The 20,340-nt window shown below is 45.0% G+C and carries 23 protein-coding genes; 12 read left to right on the forward strand and 11 right to left on the reverse strand.

Going from position 1 to position 20,340, the window contains the following annotated elements; translation table 11 throughout:
• A partial coding sequence (locus tag M3I01_RS00005) for a GGDEF domain-containing protein (protein ID WP_255893464.1) occupies nucleotides 1–894 on the reverse strand: 894 nt, incomplete at its 3' end.
• A gap of 245 nt (nucleotides 895–1,139) precedes the next feature.
• Here M3I01_RS00005 and M3I01_RS00010 point away from each other — a divergent pair.
• The 9 genes from M3I01_RS00010 to M3I01_RS00050 all read left to right on the forward strand — a co-directional run bounded on the left by M3I01_RS00010 (nucleotide 1,140) and on the right by M3I01_RS00050 (nucleotide 9,013).
• Nucleotides 1,140–2,093, forward strand: a complete 954-nt coding sequence (locus M3I01_RS00010) for a homoserine kinase (RefSeq protein ID WP_255893465.1) — start codon at nucleotides 1,140–1,142, stop codon at nucleotides 2,091–2,093.
• Between the two features lie 4 nt (nucleotides 2,094–2,097).
• Nucleotides 2,098–2,679, forward strand: a complete 582-nt coding sequence (locus M3I01_RS00015) for a DUF1007 family protein (RefSeq protein WP_255893466.1) — start codon at nucleotides 2,098–2,100, stop codon at nucleotides 2,677–2,679.
• Between the two features lie 55 nt (nucleotides 2,680–2,734).
• Nucleotides 2,735–3,370: a LysE family translocator gene (locus M3I01_RS00020; RefSeq protein ID WP_255893467.1), complete on the forward strand. Its 636-nt coding sequence runs from the start codon at nucleotides 2,735–2,737 to the stop codon at nucleotides 3,368–3,370.
• Nucleotides 3,371–3,405: 35 nt separating this feature from the next.
• Nucleotides 3,406–4,017, forward strand: coding sequence for a MarC family protein (locus tag M3I01_RS00025; protein WP_255893468.1), 612 nt, complete (start codon nucleotides 3,406–3,408; stop codon nucleotides 4,015–4,017).
• 122 nt (nucleotides 4,018–4,139) lie between these two features.
• Complete coding sequence (locus M3I01_RS00030) at nucleotides 4,140–5,099, forward strand: nickel/cobalt transporter (RefSeq protein ID WP_255893469.1); 960 nt, start codon at nucleotides 4,140–4,142, stop codon at nucleotides 5,097–5,099.
• A complete protein-coding gene (locus tag M3I01_RS00035; RefSeq protein ID WP_255893471.1) occupies nucleotides 5,099–5,605 on the forward strand; it encodes a Fur family transcriptional regulator in 507 nt (168 codons plus the stop codon). Before M3I01_RS00030 ends, M3I01_RS00035 begins: the two co-directional genes overlap by 1 nt.
• Nucleotides 5,602–6,381, forward strand: coding sequence for a zinc ABC transporter ATP-binding protein ZnuC (znuC, locus tag M3I01_RS00040; RefSeq protein ID WP_255893472.1), 780 nt, complete (start codon nucleotides 5,602–5,604; stop codon nucleotides 6,379–6,381). The genes M3I01_RS00035 and znuC overlap by 4 nt, the downstream gene beginning before the upstream one ends.
• A gap of 39 nt (nucleotides 6,382–6,420) precedes the next feature.
• Nucleotides 6,421–7,212, forward strand: a complete 792-nt coding sequence (znuB, locus tag M3I01_RS00045; RefSeq protein WP_255893474.1) for a zinc ABC transporter permease subunit ZnuB — start codon at nucleotides 6,421–6,423, stop codon at nucleotides 7,210–7,212.
• A 169-nt stretch (nucleotides 7,213–7,381) separates the two neighbouring features.
• Nucleotides 7,382–9,013 (forward strand): methyl-accepting chemotaxis protein, encoded by a 1,632-nt coding sequence (locus M3I01_RS00050; RefSeq protein ID WP_275564849.1) that lies wholly within the window; start codon nucleotides 7,382–7,384, stop codon nucleotides 9,011–9,013.
• 46 nt (nucleotides 9,014–9,059) lie between these two features.
• Here M3I01_RS00050 and M3I01_RS00055 read toward each other — a convergent pair whose 3' ends face one another.
• The 7 genes from M3I01_RS00055 to M3I01_RS00085 form a co-directional block, all read right to left on the reverse strand.
• On the reverse strand, nucleotides 9,060–9,530 hold the full coding sequence (locus M3I01_RS00055) for a DoxX family protein (RefSeq protein WP_255893478.1): 471 nt from the start codon (nucleotides 9,528–9,530) through the stop codon (nucleotides 9,060–9,062).
• Between the two features lie 23 nt (nucleotides 9,531–9,553).
• Entirely contained in the window at nucleotides 9,554–10,297 is a 744-nt protein-coding gene (locus M3I01_RS00060) for an HvfC/BufC N-terminal domain-containing protein (RefSeq protein WP_255893479.1), read from the reverse strand.
• Nucleotides 10,281–11,207: an MNIO family bufferin maturase gene (bufB, locus tag M3I01_RS00065; RefSeq protein WP_255893481.1), complete on the reverse strand. Its 927-nt coding sequence runs from the start codon at nucleotides 11,205–11,207 to the stop codon at nucleotides 10,281–10,283. The genes M3I01_RS00060 and bufB overlap by 17 nt, the downstream gene beginning before the upstream one ends.
• Before the next feature lie 16 nt (nucleotides 11,208–11,223).
• Nucleotides 11,224–11,499 carry a BufA1 family periplasmic bufferin-type metallophore gene (locus M3I01_RS00070; protein WP_112135650.1) on the reverse strand — a complete coding sequence of 92 codons (276 nt, stop codon included), beginning with the start codon at nucleotides 11,497–11,499 and terminating at the stop codon, nucleotides 11,224–11,226.
• Between the two features lie 98 nt (nucleotides 11,500–11,597).
• Nucleotides 11,598–11,789, reverse strand: coding sequence for a zf-HC2 domain-containing protein (locus M3I01_RS00075; RefSeq protein ID WP_112135649.1), 192 nt, complete (start codon nucleotides 11,787–11,789; stop codon nucleotides 11,598–11,600).
• A 1-nt stretch (nucleotide 11,790) separates the two neighbouring features.
• A complete protein-coding gene (locus tag M3I01_RS00080; protein ID WP_255893484.1) occupies nucleotides 11,791–12,420 on the reverse strand; it encodes an RNA polymerase factor sigma-70 in 630 nt (209 codons plus the stop codon).
• 86 nt (nucleotides 12,421–12,506) lie between these two features.
• Nucleotides 12,507–13,064 (reverse strand): gamma carbonic anhydrase family protein, encoded by a 558-nt coding sequence (locus M3I01_RS00085; RefSeq protein ID WP_112135646.1) that lies wholly within the window; start codon nucleotides 13,062–13,064, stop codon nucleotides 12,507–12,509.
• A 210-nt stretch (nucleotides 13,065–13,274) separates the two neighbouring features.
• Between M3I01_RS00085 and prlC the strand changes: the two genes are divergently transcribed.
• Both prlC and M3I01_RS00095 read left to right on the forward strand, forming a co-directional pair.
• The gene (gene prlC / locus M3I01_RS00090; protein ID WP_255893485.1) at nucleotides 13,275–15,305 is read left to right on the forward strand and encodes an oligopeptidase A; all 2,031 of its coding nucleotides are present in this window, start codon (nucleotides 13,275–13,277) and stop codon (nucleotides 15,303–15,305) included.
• A gap of 21 nt (nucleotides 15,306–15,326) precedes the next feature.
• Complete coding sequence (locus M3I01_RS00095; RefSeq protein ID WP_112135639.1) at nucleotides 15,327–15,587, forward strand: YheV family putative zinc ribbon protein; 261 nt, start codon at nucleotides 15,327–15,329, stop codon at nucleotides 15,585–15,587.
• A 60-nt stretch (nucleotides 15,588–15,647) separates the two neighbouring features.
• Here M3I01_RS00095 and M3I01_RS00100 read toward each other — a convergent pair whose 3' ends face one another.
• Nucleotides 15,648–16,187 carry a DUF3750 domain-containing protein gene (locus M3I01_RS00100; protein ID WP_255893486.1) on the reverse strand — a complete coding sequence of 180 codons (540 nt, stop codon included), beginning with the start codon at nucleotides 16,185–16,187 and terminating at the stop codon, nucleotides 15,648–15,650.
• Nucleotides 16,188–16,299: 112 nt separating this feature from the next.
• Complete coding sequence (locus tag M3I01_RS00105) at nucleotides 16,300–16,938, reverse strand: NAD(P)H-dependent oxidoreductase (protein WP_255893487.1); 639 nt, start codon at nucleotides 16,936–16,938, stop codon at nucleotides 16,300–16,302.
• A 268-nt stretch (nucleotides 16,939–17,206) separates the two neighbouring features.
• Between M3I01_RS00105 and sstT the strand changes: the two genes are divergently transcribed.
• Nucleotides 17,207–18,436 carry a serine/threonine transporter SstT gene (gene sstT / locus M3I01_RS00110; protein WP_255893488.1) on the forward strand — a complete coding sequence of 410 codons (1,230 nt, stop codon included), beginning with the start codon at nucleotides 17,207–17,209 and terminating at the stop codon, nucleotides 18,434–18,436.
• 75 nt (nucleotides 18,437–18,511) lie between these two features.
• Here the strand turns inward: sstT and M3I01_RS00115 are convergent, their stop codons facing one another.
• Nucleotides 18,512–20,161 carry a methyl-accepting chemotaxis protein gene (locus tag M3I01_RS00115; protein ID WP_255893489.1) on the reverse strand — a complete coding sequence of 550 codons (1,650 nt, stop codon included), beginning with the start codon at nucleotides 20,159–20,161 and terminating at the stop codon, nucleotides 18,512–18,514.
• Nucleotides 20,162–20,340 lie beyond the last annotated feature (179 nt).

Consider the following 20,340-nt stretch of genomic DNA (forward strand, 5'->3'; position numbering starts at 1 on the left):
GAATAATTCGGCAAGAACCTTGGTTTTATTGACTTTAGGGTTGAGTATTACGATCATAAACTCTTCGCCACCCCATCGTGCTAGCCCATATTTTCCTTGATAAACAGTGCGTAAACGAGAGGCAAATTCGATCAAGACTCTGTCGCCAACCGAGTGCCCAAAGCGATCATTAACCGTTTTAAAGTGATCAATGTCCATCAGTAATACGCACGCTTTTGTACTTGGATTGACGTTGTTTAGCCAGCTTTCTAAGCCTCGACGATTGTACACATCGGTTAAAAAATCTCGTTCGGCGGCTTGTTGTGAGTGCTGTAAATCAAAAACGATTTTGTGCATGTGACTATTGATGCCACGCTGGTAAGGAACGATCAGCAAAATCAACAGGCTGGCCGGACCAAAGAGAAAGAGTAGGTCGTACCCTCTGGGGGTTTGAAGTTCTTCTTGATGAGTCAGTAAAAACAGAAGCACGGGAAAGGCGTTTAAAATCCAAGTGATGACCGCCAGTTTGTTGTATTTTTCAGGCAGCATCAGCATCATCAACGTGGTGGTTAAAATGATCATTCCTGAAAGCGGCGGAAAGGTGTCTACAAAACGCCAATCCCCTTGCCAAGCGTTAATAGTGAAGTACAAGGTGTTTGGCACCGTGGTAAAAAGTATGACGGCGCCATAGGCATTGATGACGCGGTTGACTCTTCTTATCGGGTTTTTATATAAGTAAATGAGCAGCGTAAGGTGCAGAAAGAAAATAATACCGGGCTGAAAGGCATGGATAGTAAAAGGAGTCGAATAGACATTGAATAAAACGGTGTAAATAATACTGCTTAACAGGGTGACGATGAGTAGTCGATACGTTGCAGGAATCAGTATGTTTTTTTGATCGTTTCTGTCGTCCATTAATGCCTCATATAATCTTATTTACCGTTCTTTTGCACAAAGTATACACATTTTATTTTTAAACTCTGTTGTCGCTTTGTGAAGAAATGTCCCGATGGATGGGGCTGATAGAGCGAAAGTAGAGAACAAATATGGGGAATAAGCGACGGATTTAGACAGAACGAATTGACCTTTCATTGCTTATTGTGGAGCATAGGCGCTTTCTTACTCGCGTCCTCTTTTTGATAATAAATAGGTAGTACAACTTGGCTGTTTACACATCCCTTTCTGATTCTGACATGCGGGCCTTGGTGGCCGATTATTATTTAGGTGAACTGGTGTCTTTTCAGGGCATTTCCGGTGGCGTAGAAAACACCAACTACTTTTTGATTACTACCACGGGAAAGTACGTGGTGACGCTGTTTGAAGAGTTTGATCTAGATGAAGTACCGTACTTTTTAGATGTGGTCGCGCATTTGAAACACAAAGGGTTTAATGTGCCTGCGGCGTTGATCGACATTCATGGCGAGCGACTGCGCGAAGTAAATGCCCGTCCGGCGATTATTGTGGATTGTTTTCCAGGCAGTGAGCTAAAGCAAACCGATGTGACGTCGTGCCGATTGATGGGCGAAGCCTTGGCCAAGTTACACATTGCCGGTGAAGATTTTCCTGAGCATCGTGATAGTCACCGTGGTGTGGCGTGGTGGCACAAAACGAGCCGTGCCATTGAGGCAGAATTAGAGCCACAGCAAGCGCAATTACTTATGTCGCAAATTGCAGAGTTTGATGTATTTATGGCGGAACACAAAGACCTTCCAAAAACCACGATTCATGGGGATTTGTTCTTCAACAACACCTTGTTTGAAGGCGACAAACTGTCAGCGATTATCGATTTTTACAACGCTTGTCATTCTTGGGTGATGTACGATTTAGCCATTGTGGTGAACGACTGGTGTTCTGATATGACAACGGGCGAATTGGATATGACCAAATACCGCGCCTTGTTAAAAGCCTATTTACATGAACGCGATGTCAGTGAAGAAGAAGCATTGGCTTGGCCTTACATGCTTCGTATTGCGGCGCTGCGCTTTTGGTTGTCGCGTTTGGAAGCGTGGCATGGTGCTAAGCACGATCCGGTTCGATTGGCGCAGCAACATGACCCGTTTGTGTTTCAACGTATTTTAGAAGCGCGCGTTCGTTACGTGCCTGCTTTGGTGTAATCCTATGACTCGTTTTTGGCTCGGTTTGTTTGTCAGCACGGTGTTGACCAGTACGTTGTTTGTTAGCCAAGCAATGGCGCACCCTCATGTTTGGGTGGATTCACAATATCGCGTCGCAGTGGAGCGAGCACAAATAGACAGTCTTGAAGCGACGTGGAGCTTGGATCTTTTTACCTCAACGAGTCTTATTGCTGAATATGATATCAATGCAGACGGTGCGTTAACGGGACAAGAAAAGCTCGATATGATTGAAATTTTGACGAGTTTTGATAAGTACGGTTACTTTATCAAGATGAAGCAAAATGGCGTGGACATGACACCAAAAGACGTGCGTATCGTGGATGTGCGTATTCGAGATATGATGTTGTGGGTTCGTTTGGGTATTGATTTGCCTTCCCCCGTAAACCTTGAAACTACAACGCTAAGCTTGGCGTTTGGCGATGATGAGCTGTACTTCGCCATGGAACCGTTGGAAGAAGGCTTAGTGCGTTTGTCTGGCGCGTTATCCGAGGCTTGTACGCCGGTTGAACGTGAAGCGACCGAAACGTCAGTGGCATTTTGGGTGGATTTGACCTGTCGGTCTTAGTTTGATTTCTCTTATTTGAGTCTTTTTTAGCGTTTCTTTTCAAGGTAGAAAGCATATGTTAGAGCATTTCCAATGGTTGCCCTTTTTAGCTGCGATTACTATTCTTACGATGAGCCCTGGGGTGGATACGATTATTGTGATGCGAAATGCCGCGTCTGGTGGTTGGCGTTTAGGGTTTTTGACCAGCTTGGGTATTTGCATGGGGTTGTTTGCTCATGCAACTGTGTCGGCATTAGGGTTGTCGGTTATTTTGCTTGGTTCAGCTGGATTGTTTACGGCGTTCAAACTGATTGGCGCGGCGTATCTTGTGTATTTGGGCGTACAAGCCATTCGCAGTGCGCTAAAACCGGTTGGCATGACGTTTAAGGAAGTGAGCCATTCTAAGACGTTAACCGCTTGGGGCAGTTTTCGTCAGGGACTTTTGTCGAATGTACTGAATCCGAAACCGATTATTTTTTACATGGCATTTTTGCCACAGTTTATTGATCCGAGTCATTCCGCCTTGGTTCAGTCACTCTTTATGGCCTCTCTTCACTTTATTATCGCGATGGTGTGGCAAACGTTTCTGGCGCTAATGGTTCATAAAGCGCGAGTATGGCTGGCGCGACCAAAAGTGGCGCAGGTCTTGGATAGCTTAACGGGCATATTGCTGGTGGGCTTTGGTGTAAAACTCGCATTGAGCCAACGCTGATCGCGTTGCTGGATGCTTCTTAGGTAATTCTCTAAATGAGCTTATTGATCTCGACTTGGATTAAATTTTTCTTTTTGTTCGCACCATTTTTTGTGTTGTCGATGTTTCTTGCGTTAACGCGCGGTGAGTCAGCGGCATCACGTAAGCACGTTGCCAATAAAGCGATTATCGCGTCGGTGGCGATTGCGTTAGTGTTGTTGTTTTTCGGTGGTGCGTTGTTTTCGGTGTTGGGTATTACGCTGGATTCTTTTCGTATCGGCTCAGGGATTTTGCTGTTTATGTCGGCGTTGAGTTTGGTGAAAGACGGTACGCGTAATCATGCTGTTGGTATGCCGAGTGAAGAGCGTGATGATGTCTCGGTTGTGCCGTTGGCGGTGCCGACTATTATTGGGCCGGCAACCATAGGGACAATTCTGGTTTATGGTGCTGAACTGCAGGGTTGGGATTTGCTCATTGGTATTGGCGGCCTGTTGTTGGCGTTGGGTTCCTTGGCACTGATTTTGTATTCTGCTTCCTTTATCGAAAAATTGTTGGGTCGCACTGGACTGAATGTGTTGTCTAAAATTACAGGTTTGGTTTTGGCGGCGATGGCGGCTCAAATATTTATGAGTGGTGTAATGGGATTTTTAAATCCTATTGCCAGCTAACGTCTAATATTGGTGCTAAGTTAAATTCGCTTTAAATGCGGTGTTTCTGGGCTTTGGCTTCTCCTTGGGTTTGAAGTGTTATATCATAACAATTTAAACCCAATATTGAGTGAGAGCCAATCATGGCGAAGAACATCGCTTTTTTATTTCTATCCTTTCTATTTTTACACTCACCACTTTACGCCGCGATAGACTTTCCGGGGTATCAAAATTTTATTCAATGGGTCCTCTCTCAGCAGGCTGGGTTTCATCGTGAATTGGTGTCACTGGTGCGTTCTATTAGCAAAGAAGGCAGCCCTATTTTGTTGTGGGGGTTGATCAGCACCAGCTTTTTTTATGGTGTGTTTCATGCCGCAGGGCCGGGTCATGGTAAAGCGGTTATTTCAGCCTATATGCTAGCGAGCAAAGCGCCATTGCGTCGTGGAATAAGCTTGGCCTTTTTATGTGCTGGCGTTCAGGCGGTGATGGCTGTTGCGGTTATTTTGGTGCTTAGCCAAGTGTTTTCCTTAGCGGGCAAAGCCATGCAGATTAGCCGTTTTTTTGAGATTGCGAGCTTTGCTGCGGTGGGCTTGATCGGTGTGTGGATTTTGGTGCGTTTGTTGCGCGGTCAATCGAGTTGCGGACATGACCATTCCAATGATCACCTTGAAAGCCATCATCATGAATCAGACCACTCTCATACACACGACCAGTCGCACGAACATGACAGTCACGCTTGTTGTGCTCAGCATGAAGAGGAAGCGAAAATCGCGCGCCGTAGTATTTGGGCGATGGTGGCCGCAGTAGGGATTCGTCCTTGTACAGGCGCGGTGTTGGTGTTGTTGTTCTCATTGAGCGCAGACATTTTTGTGTGGGGGCTGGTGGCGACGTTCGCGATGGCACTTGGTACTGCCATTACGGTGGCTGCGCTGGCGGGCGTAAGTGTGTTTGTACGAGATACCGGATTAGCGTTAAGCCACGAACATAAAGTTTGGCGACAAAGAGTATCGCGGGCTTTTGGCTTTGTGGCGGCTTTCGCTTTGATCATCATCAGTGGCTCCATGATTTGGAGCTATTTAAGCAATGCAGGAAGGGCGTTTTAATGAAACACATAGAGCCACAGGATCATCAAGGTTCAGGCCATAATCACAGCGACTGTATTGATAGCGCACTTGCCACGGCAGAAACCTTGTGTGTGCAACAAGGTCAGCGTCTGACGAAAGTTCGCCGCCGCGCATTGGAACTGATTTGGGAAAGCCATCGTCCGTTGGGCGCGTATCAGTTATTGGCAAAATTGGCAGAGGAAGGGTTTAACTCTGCGCCACCCACTGTGTACCGTGCATTGGACTTTTTATTGGCGGCGGGGTTGATTCACAAGGTGGAATCAATGAACGCCTACCTTGGTTGCGCTCATGCAGATAAAGCCCATAAAGGCTATTTTCTGATTTGTGACGATTGTCACAATGTCATGGAATTTAACTACCAAGATATTCATGCTGCGCTGATTGCTAAAGCCGCCCAGCAAGGCTTTGAGCTGCGCGCTGAAACCATTGAACTGACGGGCTTGTGTGCGAAGTGCAAAACCAAAGTAGCTGGAGCAAGTGCATGACTAAACAGCTAGTGGCGTTTGAGAAAATTGGCATTGCGTTTGATGGCCGCGTGTTGCTCGAAAGTATTGATATGAGCATCAGTGAAGGTGAAATTGTCACCTTAATTGGCCCCAATGGCAGCGGAAAAAGTACGCTGATTCGCATCTTACTGGGGTTGCAAGAAGCAACGTCAGGACAGGTAGTGCGTCATAAAGCGTTGCGTATTGGTTACATGCCACAAAAGCTTCATATTGATCCGACGTTGCCGTTAACGGTGAAGCATTTCTTGGCGCTGGTGCGTGGTGTCGATAAACATCAAATTCTTCCGACGCTTAAAAAACTAGGCATTGCGCATCTTATTCATTCCCAAGTGCATGTGTTGTCTGGAGGCGAAACGCAACGCGTTCTATTGGCACGGGCTTTGTTGAATCGACCTAATCTATTGGTGTTGGATGAACCGGTACAAGGCGTGGATGTGAACGGCCAAGTAGAGCTTTATAACCTGATTGAAGGCATTCGAAACGAGCTTGGTTGTGGTGTTTTGATGGTGTCGCATGATTTGCATTTGGTGATGGCGAAAACCGATACGGTGGTGTGCATTAACCAGCATGTTTGTTGTTCTGGTAGTCCGCAGCACGTGACTGGCCATCCAGCCTATCAAGCGTTGTTTGGTGTGCCTGGTGCGGATGAGTCCATCGCGATTTATGCCCATCAACATGACCATGTTCATGACGAACACGGTGGTATTTTATCGGATAGTGACACCCATACTCATACCGATTGTCGACATCATTAACACTAATTTTGTTTTGCTAAGTTTGGAGTCAGTAATACCATGTTAGATCTTTTACTCAGAGCCTTGTTAGGTGGGTTGGGTGTGGCGGCCGTTGCTGGGCCGCTGGGCGCGTTTGTTGTTTGGCGACGCATGGCGTATTTCGGCGATACCTTGGCGCATTCGGCGTTACTGGGTGTCGCGCTGGGCTTTTTGTTCGACATCAATTTGAACCTCGCTATTATTGTGTTGTGTGTTGGTTTGGCTTTAGTGCTAGTGACATTGCAGAAGAAACACATTATCGCCACGGATACTTTGTTAGGTATTTTGGCGCATTCTGCGTTGTCGCTCGGATTGGTCGCGGTGAGTTTTCTCGATAATGTGCGCATTGACTTGATGGCTTATTTGTTTGGCGATTTACTGGCGATTAATCAAGCAGACGTGTATTGGATTTACGCGGGCGGCTTTGCTGTTATTGCTTTGCTGATCACTTTTTGGAAACCACTGTTGGCGGTAACGGTGAACGAAGAACTGGCAAAAGTAGAAGGCTATCCGGTTGAGGCGATTCGCTTATTGCTTATGTTGCTGGTGGCCTTGGTGATTGCGGTGGCAATGAAGATTGTTGGCGTGTTGCTGATTACTTCTTTGATGATCATTCCCGCCGCGACGGCGCGAAAACTGTCTAATACGCCGGTGCAAATGGCATCTTTCGCCAGTTTGATTGGCTGTGTGGCGGTTTGTGGCGGTTTGTGGGCGTCTTATCGTTGGGATACACCAACGGGCCCAAGCGTGGTGGTCTGCGCCGCGATGCTGTTTTTAATCGCTTATACCCTGCCGTTTAAGCGTAAACGCTAAGTATTCAGTTTTCCATACAGAATAGAAGCCACTTTGATTTCTTCGTTTAGAAATTAAAGTGGCTTTTTTATTATGCTAAATCGTATAGTCTGTAACAAAAGGAAGGCTTTTTACGTCTAATATAAAACGTGTTTGTCTGATCTACATAATCCATCGAAGAGGTTTGTCCATGCTAGGTTTTACGAGTATTCGAGGTCGTCTTAGGACGAGTTATTTAGTATTGCTGGTCATGTTAGTGCTGGTGATGGTGTTGTCTGTTTCTCGTTTTCAGCTTTTGTCTGGCAATATTCGCGGCATCGTTGATGAAAATGCGGCCTTGGTTGAACTAACGGGTGAGCTAAATGTTAACGCGGAAAGCTTAGCCAGCCGTTTATTATTACTGTTTGTGCTCGAAGAGCGTGATGCTCGTGTTGCGATATACAAAGAGATTGATGAGCGTAACAAAAACTTGGACGACAGTTTAGAAGCGATGGCCGGTTTGGTTCAGACCGCAAAAGACAAGACGGCCATTGAAGACCTGAAAACGCAGCGAAAAGTCTATCAGGCCGCACTGCAATCGACGGTTGAAGCATTAGAGTTTGGTGAACTGGAGGATGCAAAAAAGCTCATGGCGGGTTCTACTCGTGATGAACTACAAACATTTTTAAAGCAAACATACGCTTTAGCCAAGTCTGAGCGCGAGATGATGCAAGCGCGTCAGCAAGAAGTGTTGACGGCGTCTGAAATGGCGATTTGGTTGATCGTCGGCGTGGGCCTTTTGGCCATCTTGATTGGTCTGGTGATGTCGGTGTTGATCACTCGTAGTATTGTTAATCCATTGAATTATGTGATGACGTTGCTGGACAAATTTGCTCGTGGGGATCTTTCGCAAGCCATTACCACCAATCAAAAAGGCGAAATCGGACAATTATTGGATAGCGTTAAGCGCATGCGTGTCAGTTTGGCTGGCGTGATTGAAAAAATTGATAAAAGCGCCAAAACGGTCGTGGGTGTAGTGGGTGAAATACACACTAGCGTGACGGATGTTCAACAAGGGTCGAATACGCAGTCTGCTATGGCGGGTGACATTCAACGTTCGGTTGGCGAATTGTCCAGTGCTGCCAACGTGATGGCTGAGCATGTTAGTGTGTCTCGAAATCAAGCCGAAGCGGCGCATGATTTAGCGAAGCACGGTAAACAAGTGATCACTTCTGCATCAACCGATATAAACGCCGTTGCTGCTTACATTGAAGAAACGTCTCATGCGGTGGCGAAACTGAATGAAAGCGCGAGTACGGTTACAGATTTTGTAAACAGTATTCGCAGTATTGCGGAACAGACAAATTTATTGGCATTAAACGCGTCAATTGAAGCCGCGCGTGCGGGTGAAAGTGGTCGAGGATTTGCGGTTGTTGCAGACGAAGTGCGCAACTTAGCAACCAATACTGCTGACGTTACGGCATCCATCGATACAGTCATCACTACGATTGGCAATCTATCGGTACAAATTTCTGATGAAATGGTAGTAGGCCAAGAAAAGATGCGCCAAGGTGTCGCGCAAATTCAAGATGTTATCGCGCCGTTAAGTCAGTTAGAAGCGGATTCTGCTAAGTCATTACATAGCTTAGATGACTTGTCTCAATTGGCCCAGCAACAAGCGAGAGAAGCCAATGATATTACGCAGCATGTGACTCGTATTGTTGAAGTGACTGCGAGCAATGAGGCGACATCGAAGCGATTGAGTCAACTCACCGATACCTTGTCTGGTGCGGCAGAGCAAACGCAGCAAGCGACCTCTACGTTTACTCTACCAAAGAACTAATGCCAAAAAGTAAATCTTAATAATGGCGACTTGAGAGTACCATTGGTTAGCGTTTTGCTAGCCAATGGTCCAAAGAGAAAACGCCCGCTCCTCGATACATTAATAACAGTGCGATGGCCAACCAAGTAGCATGCGTTGGATAAGCATCTGGGTAAACAAAAAGCTGAATCACCAGTGTCATCATCGCAATACCAAACCCCGCAAGACGAGTGAAAAGCCCACTCAGAATCAGAATGGGTAAAAGGTGTTCTGCCACCGTGGCGAGTACCGCCGCGATCATCGGTGGAATAAGAGGTAGGTCGTATTCATATTCAAACAAGTAGCCAGTTGATTCGGCCAATCTTGGTAAACCAAGCTCTACTTTCATCGCAATTAAATCGAGAGAAAACCCTTCTATTTTGGTTTGCCCTGAACGCCAAAAAACCGCCGCGATAGAAAATCGGGCAACAAAAAGAATCAGAGATTCGGGGATTATTTTAAATATTGCCTCGCTTTTGCTATTGATAAAAGACAGCATGGTTCATTCCTTATTTTTAGGTGTTATTTGATTTGAGTTAGTACTTTCCATTCAATCAGTTTTGCCAGTGTTTTTCCTAAATCAAACAAATCTGAATCCGGCACAGCGTCTTCGAGCGATTTTTGTTGTATTAGGTTTTTAATAAAAACCGCTTCTTCTTTTTGGATGACATGCAGTTGAGCGTAGAGATGAGATTTTATTAGTAGTAAGTATTCACTTTTTTTTATATCGACCTTGTTAAGGCGTTGGTGCCCATCGCTGAAATGCGCTTGGTATAAAGAACCAATGGCAAAAGGTGATGCTAAGATTTTTGTGGTTGGTGGAACGTTCAGCAATAAAGCACTAGGGTCTTCTACCGATGAGAACGCAGTAGAAACAGCATCATGATCAAGGGTCTTGTATTCTTCGCTGTGAGTGAGCGTTAACATTTCATGTTCGAGTGCGGCGACATCGGCCAGAAAAGGAAGGTTTTCTGCTGGTTCGAAAGTGCGGATAAAATCTGAAAAATTCACACCATATTCACTAATAATGGGTGAACTAGGTGGGTTTTCTAATAAATATATTCGTGCCATCGCGCGGAAGAACACCTCTCCCACTAGTGTTTCCGTAACAGGAAAAATATCGCATAAGGTGTCAATCAGTGAGACCACTACGTTATTACGGTAAACGTTTAGTCTGACTTCCTGCTGTTGCCTATTTTCAGCTTTGATTTCGTTATAAAAGCGAGTGTCTTCCGTGAGTAAGGCGTTTTTAAATGACGTGTTCACGGCGTATCTCCAATGGTGGGATAGACTCTCGTATGCGGTTTGCCATGTTCGCTTCTTCAAGCAATATCGACATTGGCGGCAGGTTACCATCACGTTCAATCAATGTTGGGCAGTCGCCAGTCAATGCTAAGGTATATTGGTAAAGAGACCAAACGTCTTGCGATACGGGTTCGTCATGACTGTCTATTTTTAATGGAACAACAAGGTTACTGTCTGTGGTGTGACCTGCTAAATGCATTTGACTCACAGCATGAACAGGAAACGCGTCCATATAATGGTAAGGGTTTTGCCCGTGATTAAAACAAGACACTTCCACGTTGTTGATGTCTAGAAGCAAGCCGCAGCCGGTACGTTTGCTCATTTCTGTCAGAAAGGCGATTTCGCTCATTTCGCTACGGTTAAATTCAAAATAGGTCGATGGATTTTCGATTAATACTTGGCGTTTTAGGCGCGCCTGTATTTGCTCGATGTGCTCGCACACTCTGCGTAATGTCGCCTCATCATAGGCAACGGGTAGTAAATCGTTTAAAAAGGCGTTGTCGTGCGAAGACCAAGCTAAATGCTCTGAAAAGACTTCAGGTTCAATTTCATCGACTAATCGCGCAACCCGATCAAGATGTTGCGTATTAATGGAATGCTCACCGCCGATAGACAATCCGACGCCGTGTATCGTTATTGGATAATGCTGACGAATTAGTGATAAATAATGACGTGCAGGCCCGCCTTTGCTCAAATAGTTTTCGGCGTGAATTTCAAAGAAACCGACGTCAGGTAATTCGGCTAAGATAAGTTTGTAGTATGCGGGTTTTAGGCTGATGCCAGAACGAGAAAAAAAACGCTCCGCAAAGCGCGAAGAAAGGGGAGCATCTTCGGCTTGCGTAAGTGCTTGTTCAGAAAGAACAGGAGACATTTTGTGTATCCGTCTCTTAGAACGCTTTCAGTTGGCCGTGGCCAGTTGAAGACGTTTTAGATTCCATGTCGACACAAGAACCAGCTGGAACTAATTTCCACGCATTTGCTTGGTAGTCAGTTTTGGATGTACCAGCGCAAGAGGTGCCAGGGCCAGCAGCGCAATCGTTTTGTCCAGCAAGTGCAACGCCGTAACATTTTTCTTTGCTTGCAGCTTGTGCAGGAACAGATACCGCAGAGATAGCGACGGCAGTACCAAGTGCAAGTGCTAATGATGCTGTTTTGTTTTTCATGGGTAGATCCTCATTCGATATAAAGGGAAAGACAGGGAAGTCTTTTGGTTACATTGCTTTGACGTAGTAAAGTTTATGTCTATTACACAAGAAACACATTATTTTTCACTTTCGTTTTCGCCTTTTGTATAACGCTTTGAAATAAAACGTAATTCTTGCATTTGCTTACCAAATTGACGACAAGGTAAGCACATAGAAGTATGTATTCCTAGACTCAGCTTTTCCTTTGTCGAAAGCGGCCGGTCAAGTTTTTCAGAGAGCATTTGGGTCGCTTGTTTGCAGTTCAACATGTTAGGACACCTTAGCTTGATACCAATTGTCTTCTAGACACTCTCGTAAACGTAGTCGAGCACGATACAAGGTGACGTTAAGATTGCTAACCGATACGTCTTCATTATGGCAAATTTCCGGCGTTTCCATTTCTAGAAATTCACGCATCATAAAGAATCGACCATATTTTTCTGGTAACGCATTCAAACAAGCATCAAACACACGCCAAAAATGGACATTTTCAACGTCGTGATCTGGCTGATCCCATTTTTGTGGACGTTCATGCTTTTGCCAGTGACCGTTGTCTTTGAATAATTGGTCCATTAGTTCTTCACCGTTTAGGTTTGGACCGTCTTCTAACTGACTGACGGCGGTGTGGCGCTTTTCTTTGCGTAACAGATCAATTACCTTATTTTTTAAGATAGAAAAAACCCACGTTTTAAAGGCCGATTGCCGTGCAAAACGATCAATATGTTGATACGCCGATAGCATGGCTTCTTGCACTGCATCTTCTGCTAATTGGCTATCTCGAACTTGCAATGTTGCGAATTTCAGCATTTGTATACGCAGTTCTGCTATAAACGCGGCATCATGAAATGCGTTCGTCATTGCTGAATTGTCTATCTCTTGAGATAGGTTCACATTAGTCATTTAAGCCTCGGATCATGTGCAATGGTTAGACGATGTTAGGATTCGCTTTATTACAAAATAGTCGATGTTTTTCTCGACCTCGTCTTTTAGTCTGTTTTTTCTGACAAAAGTTCGGCTTCCGCGAGGTATTCATCTTTTAGTTTGACGTAATTCAGGCCAGCGTATTGAAAGTATTCAATTTCCTTTTCGTTTAACGGACGAATCTTTTTTACTGGCGACCCCATGTACATAAAACCAGACTCTAAACGTTTACCGGGTGGTACTAATGAGCCCGCACCGATAATGATTTCGTCTTCAATGACAGCACCATCTAAAATGGTTGTGCCCATGCCGACTAAGACTCTACTGCCGACGGTGCAACCGTGCAGCATGGCCATGTGCCCGACCGTCACATCATCACCAATCGACAACGGGTAGCCTTCAGGCTTGTAAGTGCTGGCGTGAGTGATGTGTAAACATGAATTGTCTTGAATGCTGGTGCGAGCGCCAATAGTGATGCTGTGCATGTCGCCACGAATGGCGACTAAAGGCCAAACTGAACTGTCATCACCAATGGTGACATCGCCAATGATAACCGCGTTTTCATCGACCCAAACTCGGTCTCCGAGTTGTGGCATTTTGCCACGGAAAGATTTCATCACCATAAATCCTCTCTATACAGAATGTTTTGCGTTATAAATGAAGGAACTATTAATACAATAGCGATAGACGCATTGAAAAACGACAAAGACCACCTATCTTATTAAGCATAGTGATCATTAATACATTCTTACGGTGTCGTTTTAAGACGACGGTGTGAGAATGCGAAAACGCCGAATTAAACGGCCTTAAATTTCATAAAAGGATACCACGATATGTCAGAGTCTGTATGGGCTGCGACCAGCTTGCCAAATTTTACCGGCGTCGATGTTGCAAGCATCGAATCCGACTTGGACGCGCTTCTTGAGGTTAACAAAAAAGCCATTGACACTTGTGTGAGCGAAAACGCGAACCCAACGTGGGAAAGCCTTGTTTTACCACTGGATCAATTACACGATGACCTTAATAATTTTTGGTCGCCGATTGGTCATTTAAACTCGGTAAAAGATACGCCTGCGCTTCGAGCTGCTTACAATGCGTGTTTGCCAAAATTGACTCAGTTCTATACGGATCTTGGTCAGAACAAAGCGCTTTATCAGGCCTATAAAACATTGGCTGACAGTGACGTCGCAAAAGACCTAACGCCAGCGCAAACGGAAGCGTTAACTCAAACGATTCGTGACTTTGAATTATCAGGTGTTGGCTTAGAAGGCGACGCTAAAAAACGCTACGGCGAAATGAGTCAGCGTTTGTCTGAGTTGGGCAGCCAATTTGGTGAAAACGTTTTGGATGCAACACAAGCGTGGAGCAAGTTGATTACAGATGAAAATGAATTGGCCGGCTTACCAGAGTCTGCGCTTGCTCAAGCCAAACAAATGGCGGAGGCTAAATCGCAACCAGGTTGGTTATTTACGTTGGATTTCCCTTCTTACATTCCGGTGATGAATTACGCTGACAATGCGGAACTACGCGAAGAAATGTATCGCGCGTTTGTGACTCGCGCTTCGGATCAGGGCGGTGATATCAAATACAACAATGCGCCGTTGATCGATGAGATTTTGTCATTGCGTCATGAAATGGCACAGATATTGGGTTTTGATAATTACGCTGAATTGTCGGTCGCCACCAAAATGGCTGAGAACGGCCAGCAGGTTATCGACTTCTTACAAGACCTTGCGGAGAAGTCTAAAAGCTCGGCAGAACAAGATCTTGCGCAGTTAACGGCTTTCGCAAAAGACGAAAATGGCGTCGAAAAACTCAATGCTTGGGACATGGCTTATTACGCGGAAAAACTGCGCCAACATAAGTACAGCATTTCTCAGGAAGAGCTTCGTCCTTACTTCCCAATGAACAAAGTATTGTCCGGATTGTTTCACGTGGCACAAACTTTGTTCGGTGTGGATATTCGTGAAGAAAAAGAATTTGATAGCTATAACAATGACTTGAAGTTATTTACGATCAGTAAAGACGGCGAAGATATTTCTCGTTTCTATTTAGACCCTTATTCACGGGAAGCAAAACGCGGTGGCGCTTGGATGGACTCTTGTCGTACACGTCGTCGTTTAAGCGACAATCGCCTACAATTACCAATTGCTTATCTTGTGTGTAATTTCACACCACCAATTGGCGATAAACCCGCTTTGTTAACGCATGACGAAGTAACAACCTTGTTCCATGAATTTGGTCACGGCTTGCATCATATGTTGACCCAAGTAGAGGTTTCATCCGTATCAGGCATTAATGGTGTAGCGTGGGACGCGGTTGAATTACCGAGTCAATTCATGGAAAACTGGTGTTACGAACCAGAAGCCTTGGCGCATATCGCAGGACATTACGAAACCGGTGAGCCATTACCTCAGGACTTACTCGACAAAATGCTCGCGGCGAAAAATTTCCAATCGGGTATGCAAATGATGCGTCAGCTGGAGATCTCATTATTTGATTTCCGTCTGCACATGGAATACAAAAAAGGTATCTCTGTTCAATCGGTTATTGACGATGTCCGTAGCAAGGTGGCGGTTACAACACCACCAGAGTTTAACCGTTTCCAAACAAGCTTCTCGCATGTCTTTGCTGGCGGTTATGCCGCGGGTTACTACAGCTACAAATGGGCGGAGGTTTTGTCGGCGGATGCGTTCTCTAAATTCGAGGAAGACGGCATCTTCAATGCGGATACGGGTGCGCACTTCCGTGATACCATATTAGCCAATGGTGGTTCTCGTCCAGCCGCTCAATTGTTCGCTGAATTTCGTGGTCGTGAGCCTAGTACTGATGCGTTATTGAGACACAGTGGCATCGCGGCGTAGCGTTAAAAGGTAATTGAAATTATGACAGTAAAACGTTTTATCGCGGGGGCCGTGTGCCCACGCTGTAGTGAGATGGATAAGATTCGTGCGTGGCGTGATGATGACGCTGAAAAACAGTATCGAGAGTGTATTTCCTGTGGCTATGAAGATGTTCAGTCGACAGTGGTACAGGCCCAGCCGACTGAAATCGTTACACGGGTGAACCAACCGCACAGCAGCGCGCCGGAGGCGGAAGAAGTCGTAATCAACTTCATCCCAAACCCCGGAATGACAAAACACTAATACAGAACATTTATGAACTAAAAAGCGGATTCACTGCAAAGTGAATCCGCTTTTTTTGGTTTATTTTTTGTTAGCGTAACCACTGCCAATGGCGTTGAACGGCATATCAAGGTCAAGTTCAGGGACTTGCTGTCCTATCCACGTTGGGAAGGTATTACTGTTTGGGCCTGGGAATACAGTGTATTCGTTTGCCCAAGGATAGCGTTTTACGGCGTCGCTAATTTTTGGAATGAGGGCTTCGGCTTTTTGGCCGGTTATAGACAGTACTTTACTCGGCTTTGCTCCAAACCAATAACGATCGGGTGTGGCTGTTTTGTATTCTGATAATGCAGGTAATCCGCGATTAACTCGCCAGCCAACGACTTCATATACTGTGTACTCAGTCGCGTTTTTTTCTTTTGTGGCAACCCAGGTATGAACCGCAAACCAGCCGCGCCAGCTGTAGGCATCTGCGGCATAGAATTCAATGACAGCCTCTTTTTCTATTTCCGGTGCGGGCGCAATACCAGCAGGTTCACGGCTTGCTGTGCGCCAGCTGTCATTTGTCGAACAAGCGCTCAGTAATATAGTAATGAAGAGTAATCCAATGTACTTTGTCATCTTGTCGATCCTTTTTTGCGCAGACTAAAATATTTTTTTATACGGTATAAATAAAAAAAACGCCAAAGACAATTGGCGTTTTTCATTATTAAAAATAATACAATTGAGTGTGTTATTTCATTTCTGTAATGAATTGCGCGGTAGAACGACGTACTTTTTTCATGCCTTTTAGCCAATCACCTTCTTCGGCACGGTAGCCTAGAGGTAATAGAACAACTGAACGAAGGCCTCGTTCTGTTAACCCTAGAATTTCGTCTACTTTAGCAGGATCAAACCCTTCCATTGGTGTACTGTCAACGCCTTCTTCTGCCGCTGCAATCAATGCCGTACCAAGGCCAATGTAAGCTTGACGAGCCGCGTGTTGGTAATTGACCTCTGCATCGCGAGGAGGGTAAGCGCCTAATATCATTTGGCGATAGTTTTCCCAGCCTTCGTTCTTAAAACCACGTTCATCATTGACTAGGTCGAACATCTCATTAATGCGATCTTCTGTGTAGTTGTTCCACGCTGCAAAAACCAAAAGGTGAGAGCCGTCGGTGATTTGCGCTTGATTCCAAGCATGGGGGACAATTTTTTCACGTAATTCTTTATTCGTTACCACAATCACTTCGTACGGCTGTAAGCCGCTTGACGTCGCTGTCAGACGAATGGCTTCTAGTATACGGTCCACTTTTTCTTGCTCAACCGCTTTGCCTGAATCCATTTTTTTCGTGGCATAACGCCAGCTTAGCTTGTCCAACAAATTCGACATTTCAATTCCTTAATAAGGGTTTATATATGCAGACAATATGGGTCTAACCACAACTAACTTCAAGCGTTGCTTTAAGAACAAAGTGTGGAAGTGGAACAAAAAATTAAGGTGAGATAGGGAAGCCTAGACGGTTACGACATCAGAAAATGGGTGTTCAGTTTATTTACTCCTATTCTTAATAACCGAATCAATAATGCCCCAAAATGGTTCATTTTTGCGGCGGTATGCAGTAAGGTGTTTTTTTTAAATTTCAATGGACCCTGTTCTCATGACGTTTCATCCAAAACCATCGTTATTGCAGCGCTATATGCGTGGTAGCTTAGTGCTACAAATTGCCATTGGTATCCTCTGTGGTGTCGTGTTGGCCTATGTTTCTCCGAGTGTTGCGTTGTCTACTAATTTACTGGGCGGTTTTTTTGTTAAAGCACTTAAAGCGATAGCGCCGATTTTAGTGTTTTTATTGGTGATCGCCTCTATTGCGAATCATAAACAAGCTCAGCAAAGTCATATTCGCCCGGTGCTCACTTTGTATATAGTCGGTACTTTTGTGGCTGCTTTAACGGCTGTGGTATTTAGTTTTGTGTTCCCTACGCAACTGAGTTTGGTTGCGCCTGACTTAAGTCAAAGCGCCCCACAGGGTATTGGTGAAGTGTTGCGCACCTTGGTATTCAAAATGGTCGACAATCCGGTCAATGCACTTGTGCAGGGAAACTATGTTGGCATTTTAACGTGGGCAGTCGGCTTTGGCTTGGGTTTACGCCATGCTTCTGAAGCAACGAAAGCCGTGCTGCAGAACCTTGCGAGCAGTGTGACTAGTATTGTGTCGGTGATTATTCGTTTAGCGCCATTTGGTATTTTTGGATTGGTTGCCAGCACGATAGCCGAAACAGGTTTTGACGCTTTACTTGGTTATTCTCACTTGTTGGCGGTATTGATCGGTGCGATGTTGTTCATTGCGCTCGTTACTAATCCCTTATTGGTTTTCTGGAAAATTCGCCGTAATCCTTATCCTTTGGTGTTTAAGTGTCTAAAAGAAAGTGGCGTAACGGCGTTTTTCACACGCAGTTCTGCGGCAAACATTCCGGTTAACTTAGATTTGTGTAAGCGTTTAGAGTTGGATGAAGATACCTATTCTGTTTCTATTCCGCTTGGTGCCACGATTAATATGGCGGGTGCGGCGATCACCATTACCGTTTTAACCTTAGCGGCGGTGCACACATTAGGTATTTCACTGGATTTTGGCACAGCGGTATTGCTTAGTGTGATTGCGGCGGTATCGGCATGTGGTGCGTCTGGTGTTGCTGGTGGTTCTTTGTTGTTGATTCCATTGGCGTGTAGCTTATTTAATATTCCTAATGAGATCGCGATGCAGGTTGTTGCGGTTGGTTTTATCATTGGTGTCTTGCAGGATTCGGCTGAAACCGCGCTGAATAGCTCGACGGATGTATTGTTTACGGCGGCGGCTTGTCTTGCAGACGATAAAAATAAGTTAATCTAGGATCGTAACATTGGTAAAAGAAAAGGGAAGCATGCGCTTCCCTTTTTTGTTTTTAACGATCATCTAGCGATGGATTTACAGTTTGAACTGAGTAACCAGCTTATCTAGTTGAGAAGACAGTTTTTGTAAGTTAGTACTAGAGGCCGTTAGTTCATCCGCGATTTCAGACGTTTCGGTCGTCAGTTGATTAATCTCTTCGACATTTTTGCTCATGTCGTTCACCACAAGGGACTGTTCTTCGGTCGCCGTTGCCACTTGAATGTTCATGTCACTAATCTGACCAATGTGCGCTGTGATTTGCTCAAGCGATGTGTTGGCTTCGTTCGCTTGTGTTACAACCGCGTTGCTCTGGTCTTGGCCCGTTTGAATGGTGGCCACTGTTTTTGATGATTGCTCTTGTAGCTTGTCGATCATTTTCTGAATTTCGTTGGTGGATTCAGCAGAGCGACTTGCAAGGTTACGTACTTCATCTGCAACGACAGCAAATCCTCGACCTTGTTCGCCAGCACGGGCCGCTTCAATGGCGGCGTTTAGTGCGAGTAAGTTCGTTTGCTCTGAAATACTGCGTATCGTGTCCAAAATACTACCGATTGAATTGGTTTGTGTGGCTAGTGAATCAATATCAGTGCTGATATTTTGTATTTCAGAAGAAAGCCCAGTGACGCCTTTACGAGCTCGCGCAACCAATTCTGCCCCGTGATGAGCTTGCTTATCGGCTTCTTGGGCGGCTTTTGCTGCTTGAGACGCGTTTTCCGCGATGTTTTCAACTGTTACACCCATTTCATGAATGGCTGTTGCGATCTGAGTGGTGCGATCGCGTTCGTTTAGGCAGTTGTTGTGAGTCGCTTTTGCTTTCGCCGCAACATCATTTGCTGTGTGAGCAAGCTGACGAGAGTGCTCTGCCACGTTTTCAATGGCCGTGCGTATTTTGGTTATAAATTGGTTAAAGTGCTGAGCAATATCCCCCAACTCATCTTGACCATTCAACGTCATTACAGTGCCAAGGTCTAGTTTGTCGCTGGCGCTTGAAATATGTTGTTGTAGGTAGGAGACACGTTGATTAAGACGACGTAACATTAACCACGCTAAGAAAATAGAAAGCGACAGTGCAATGATGATCAACGTAAACATTTCTGTTCGGCTGGCTTCATAACTTTTCTGACTTTTCGCGAAGCTCTGCTCACCTTGAATTAATAGGTCATCAAGAATGGCGTTAACTGCTTTACGCATAACGCCGTAGCTGGCAGCGTATTTTGATTTGTATATTTCTTGCGCTGTAGCTAGATCATTTTTCTCTAGAGCGGCAAGCATTGGCGTTAGTTCATCTCTTTTAACTTTCGCAAAAATATCGATGATCTTTTGTACATCAGCGCGTATTTTTGGGTTTACTTGAGCATTTAGAGCTTGTTTCAAAGCTGCATCCATTTCAGGAATGTCTTCTGCACGCGTTTCTTTTACGCGAGTTAATACGCCTTTTTTATCCTGCATGGCTGGAATTTCTTGTAGCAGCATTATATCGATACCAACCCGCATACGCGGTATGCGAGACGCAACTTCGGCAAGGGATCGCATTGGTGCACTGGTGTTTTCAGCAAGATTTTTGGTTTGTTCTTGTGCATTAGAAAGACCGTACAGGCCAGCCCAACCGACCAGTACTAATACAAAACATGGCAATGCAATAACGGACAAAAATTGTGCTTTCAGAGACATTTTGTTGAATATCAAGGTTGGTTACCTACTGGTGATGATTTGGTTATCTAATTTAGATGGTTTTTTTAAAGCCTATATTTTTACATATATACAAGCGAGTTTATTGATTGTACAAGAAAGTTTATTTAAAACGCTCTTTTTTATCCTGTACTAGAACTATATTACACCTGATAAATGACGTTTTTAGGAGATAG

Origin of the sequence: Marinomonas maritima, assembly GCF_024435075.2 — a bacterium.
Classification (GTDB): domain Bacteria; phylum Pseudomonadota; class Gammaproteobacteria; order Pseudomonadales; family Marinomonadaceae; genus Marinomonas; species Marinomonas maritima.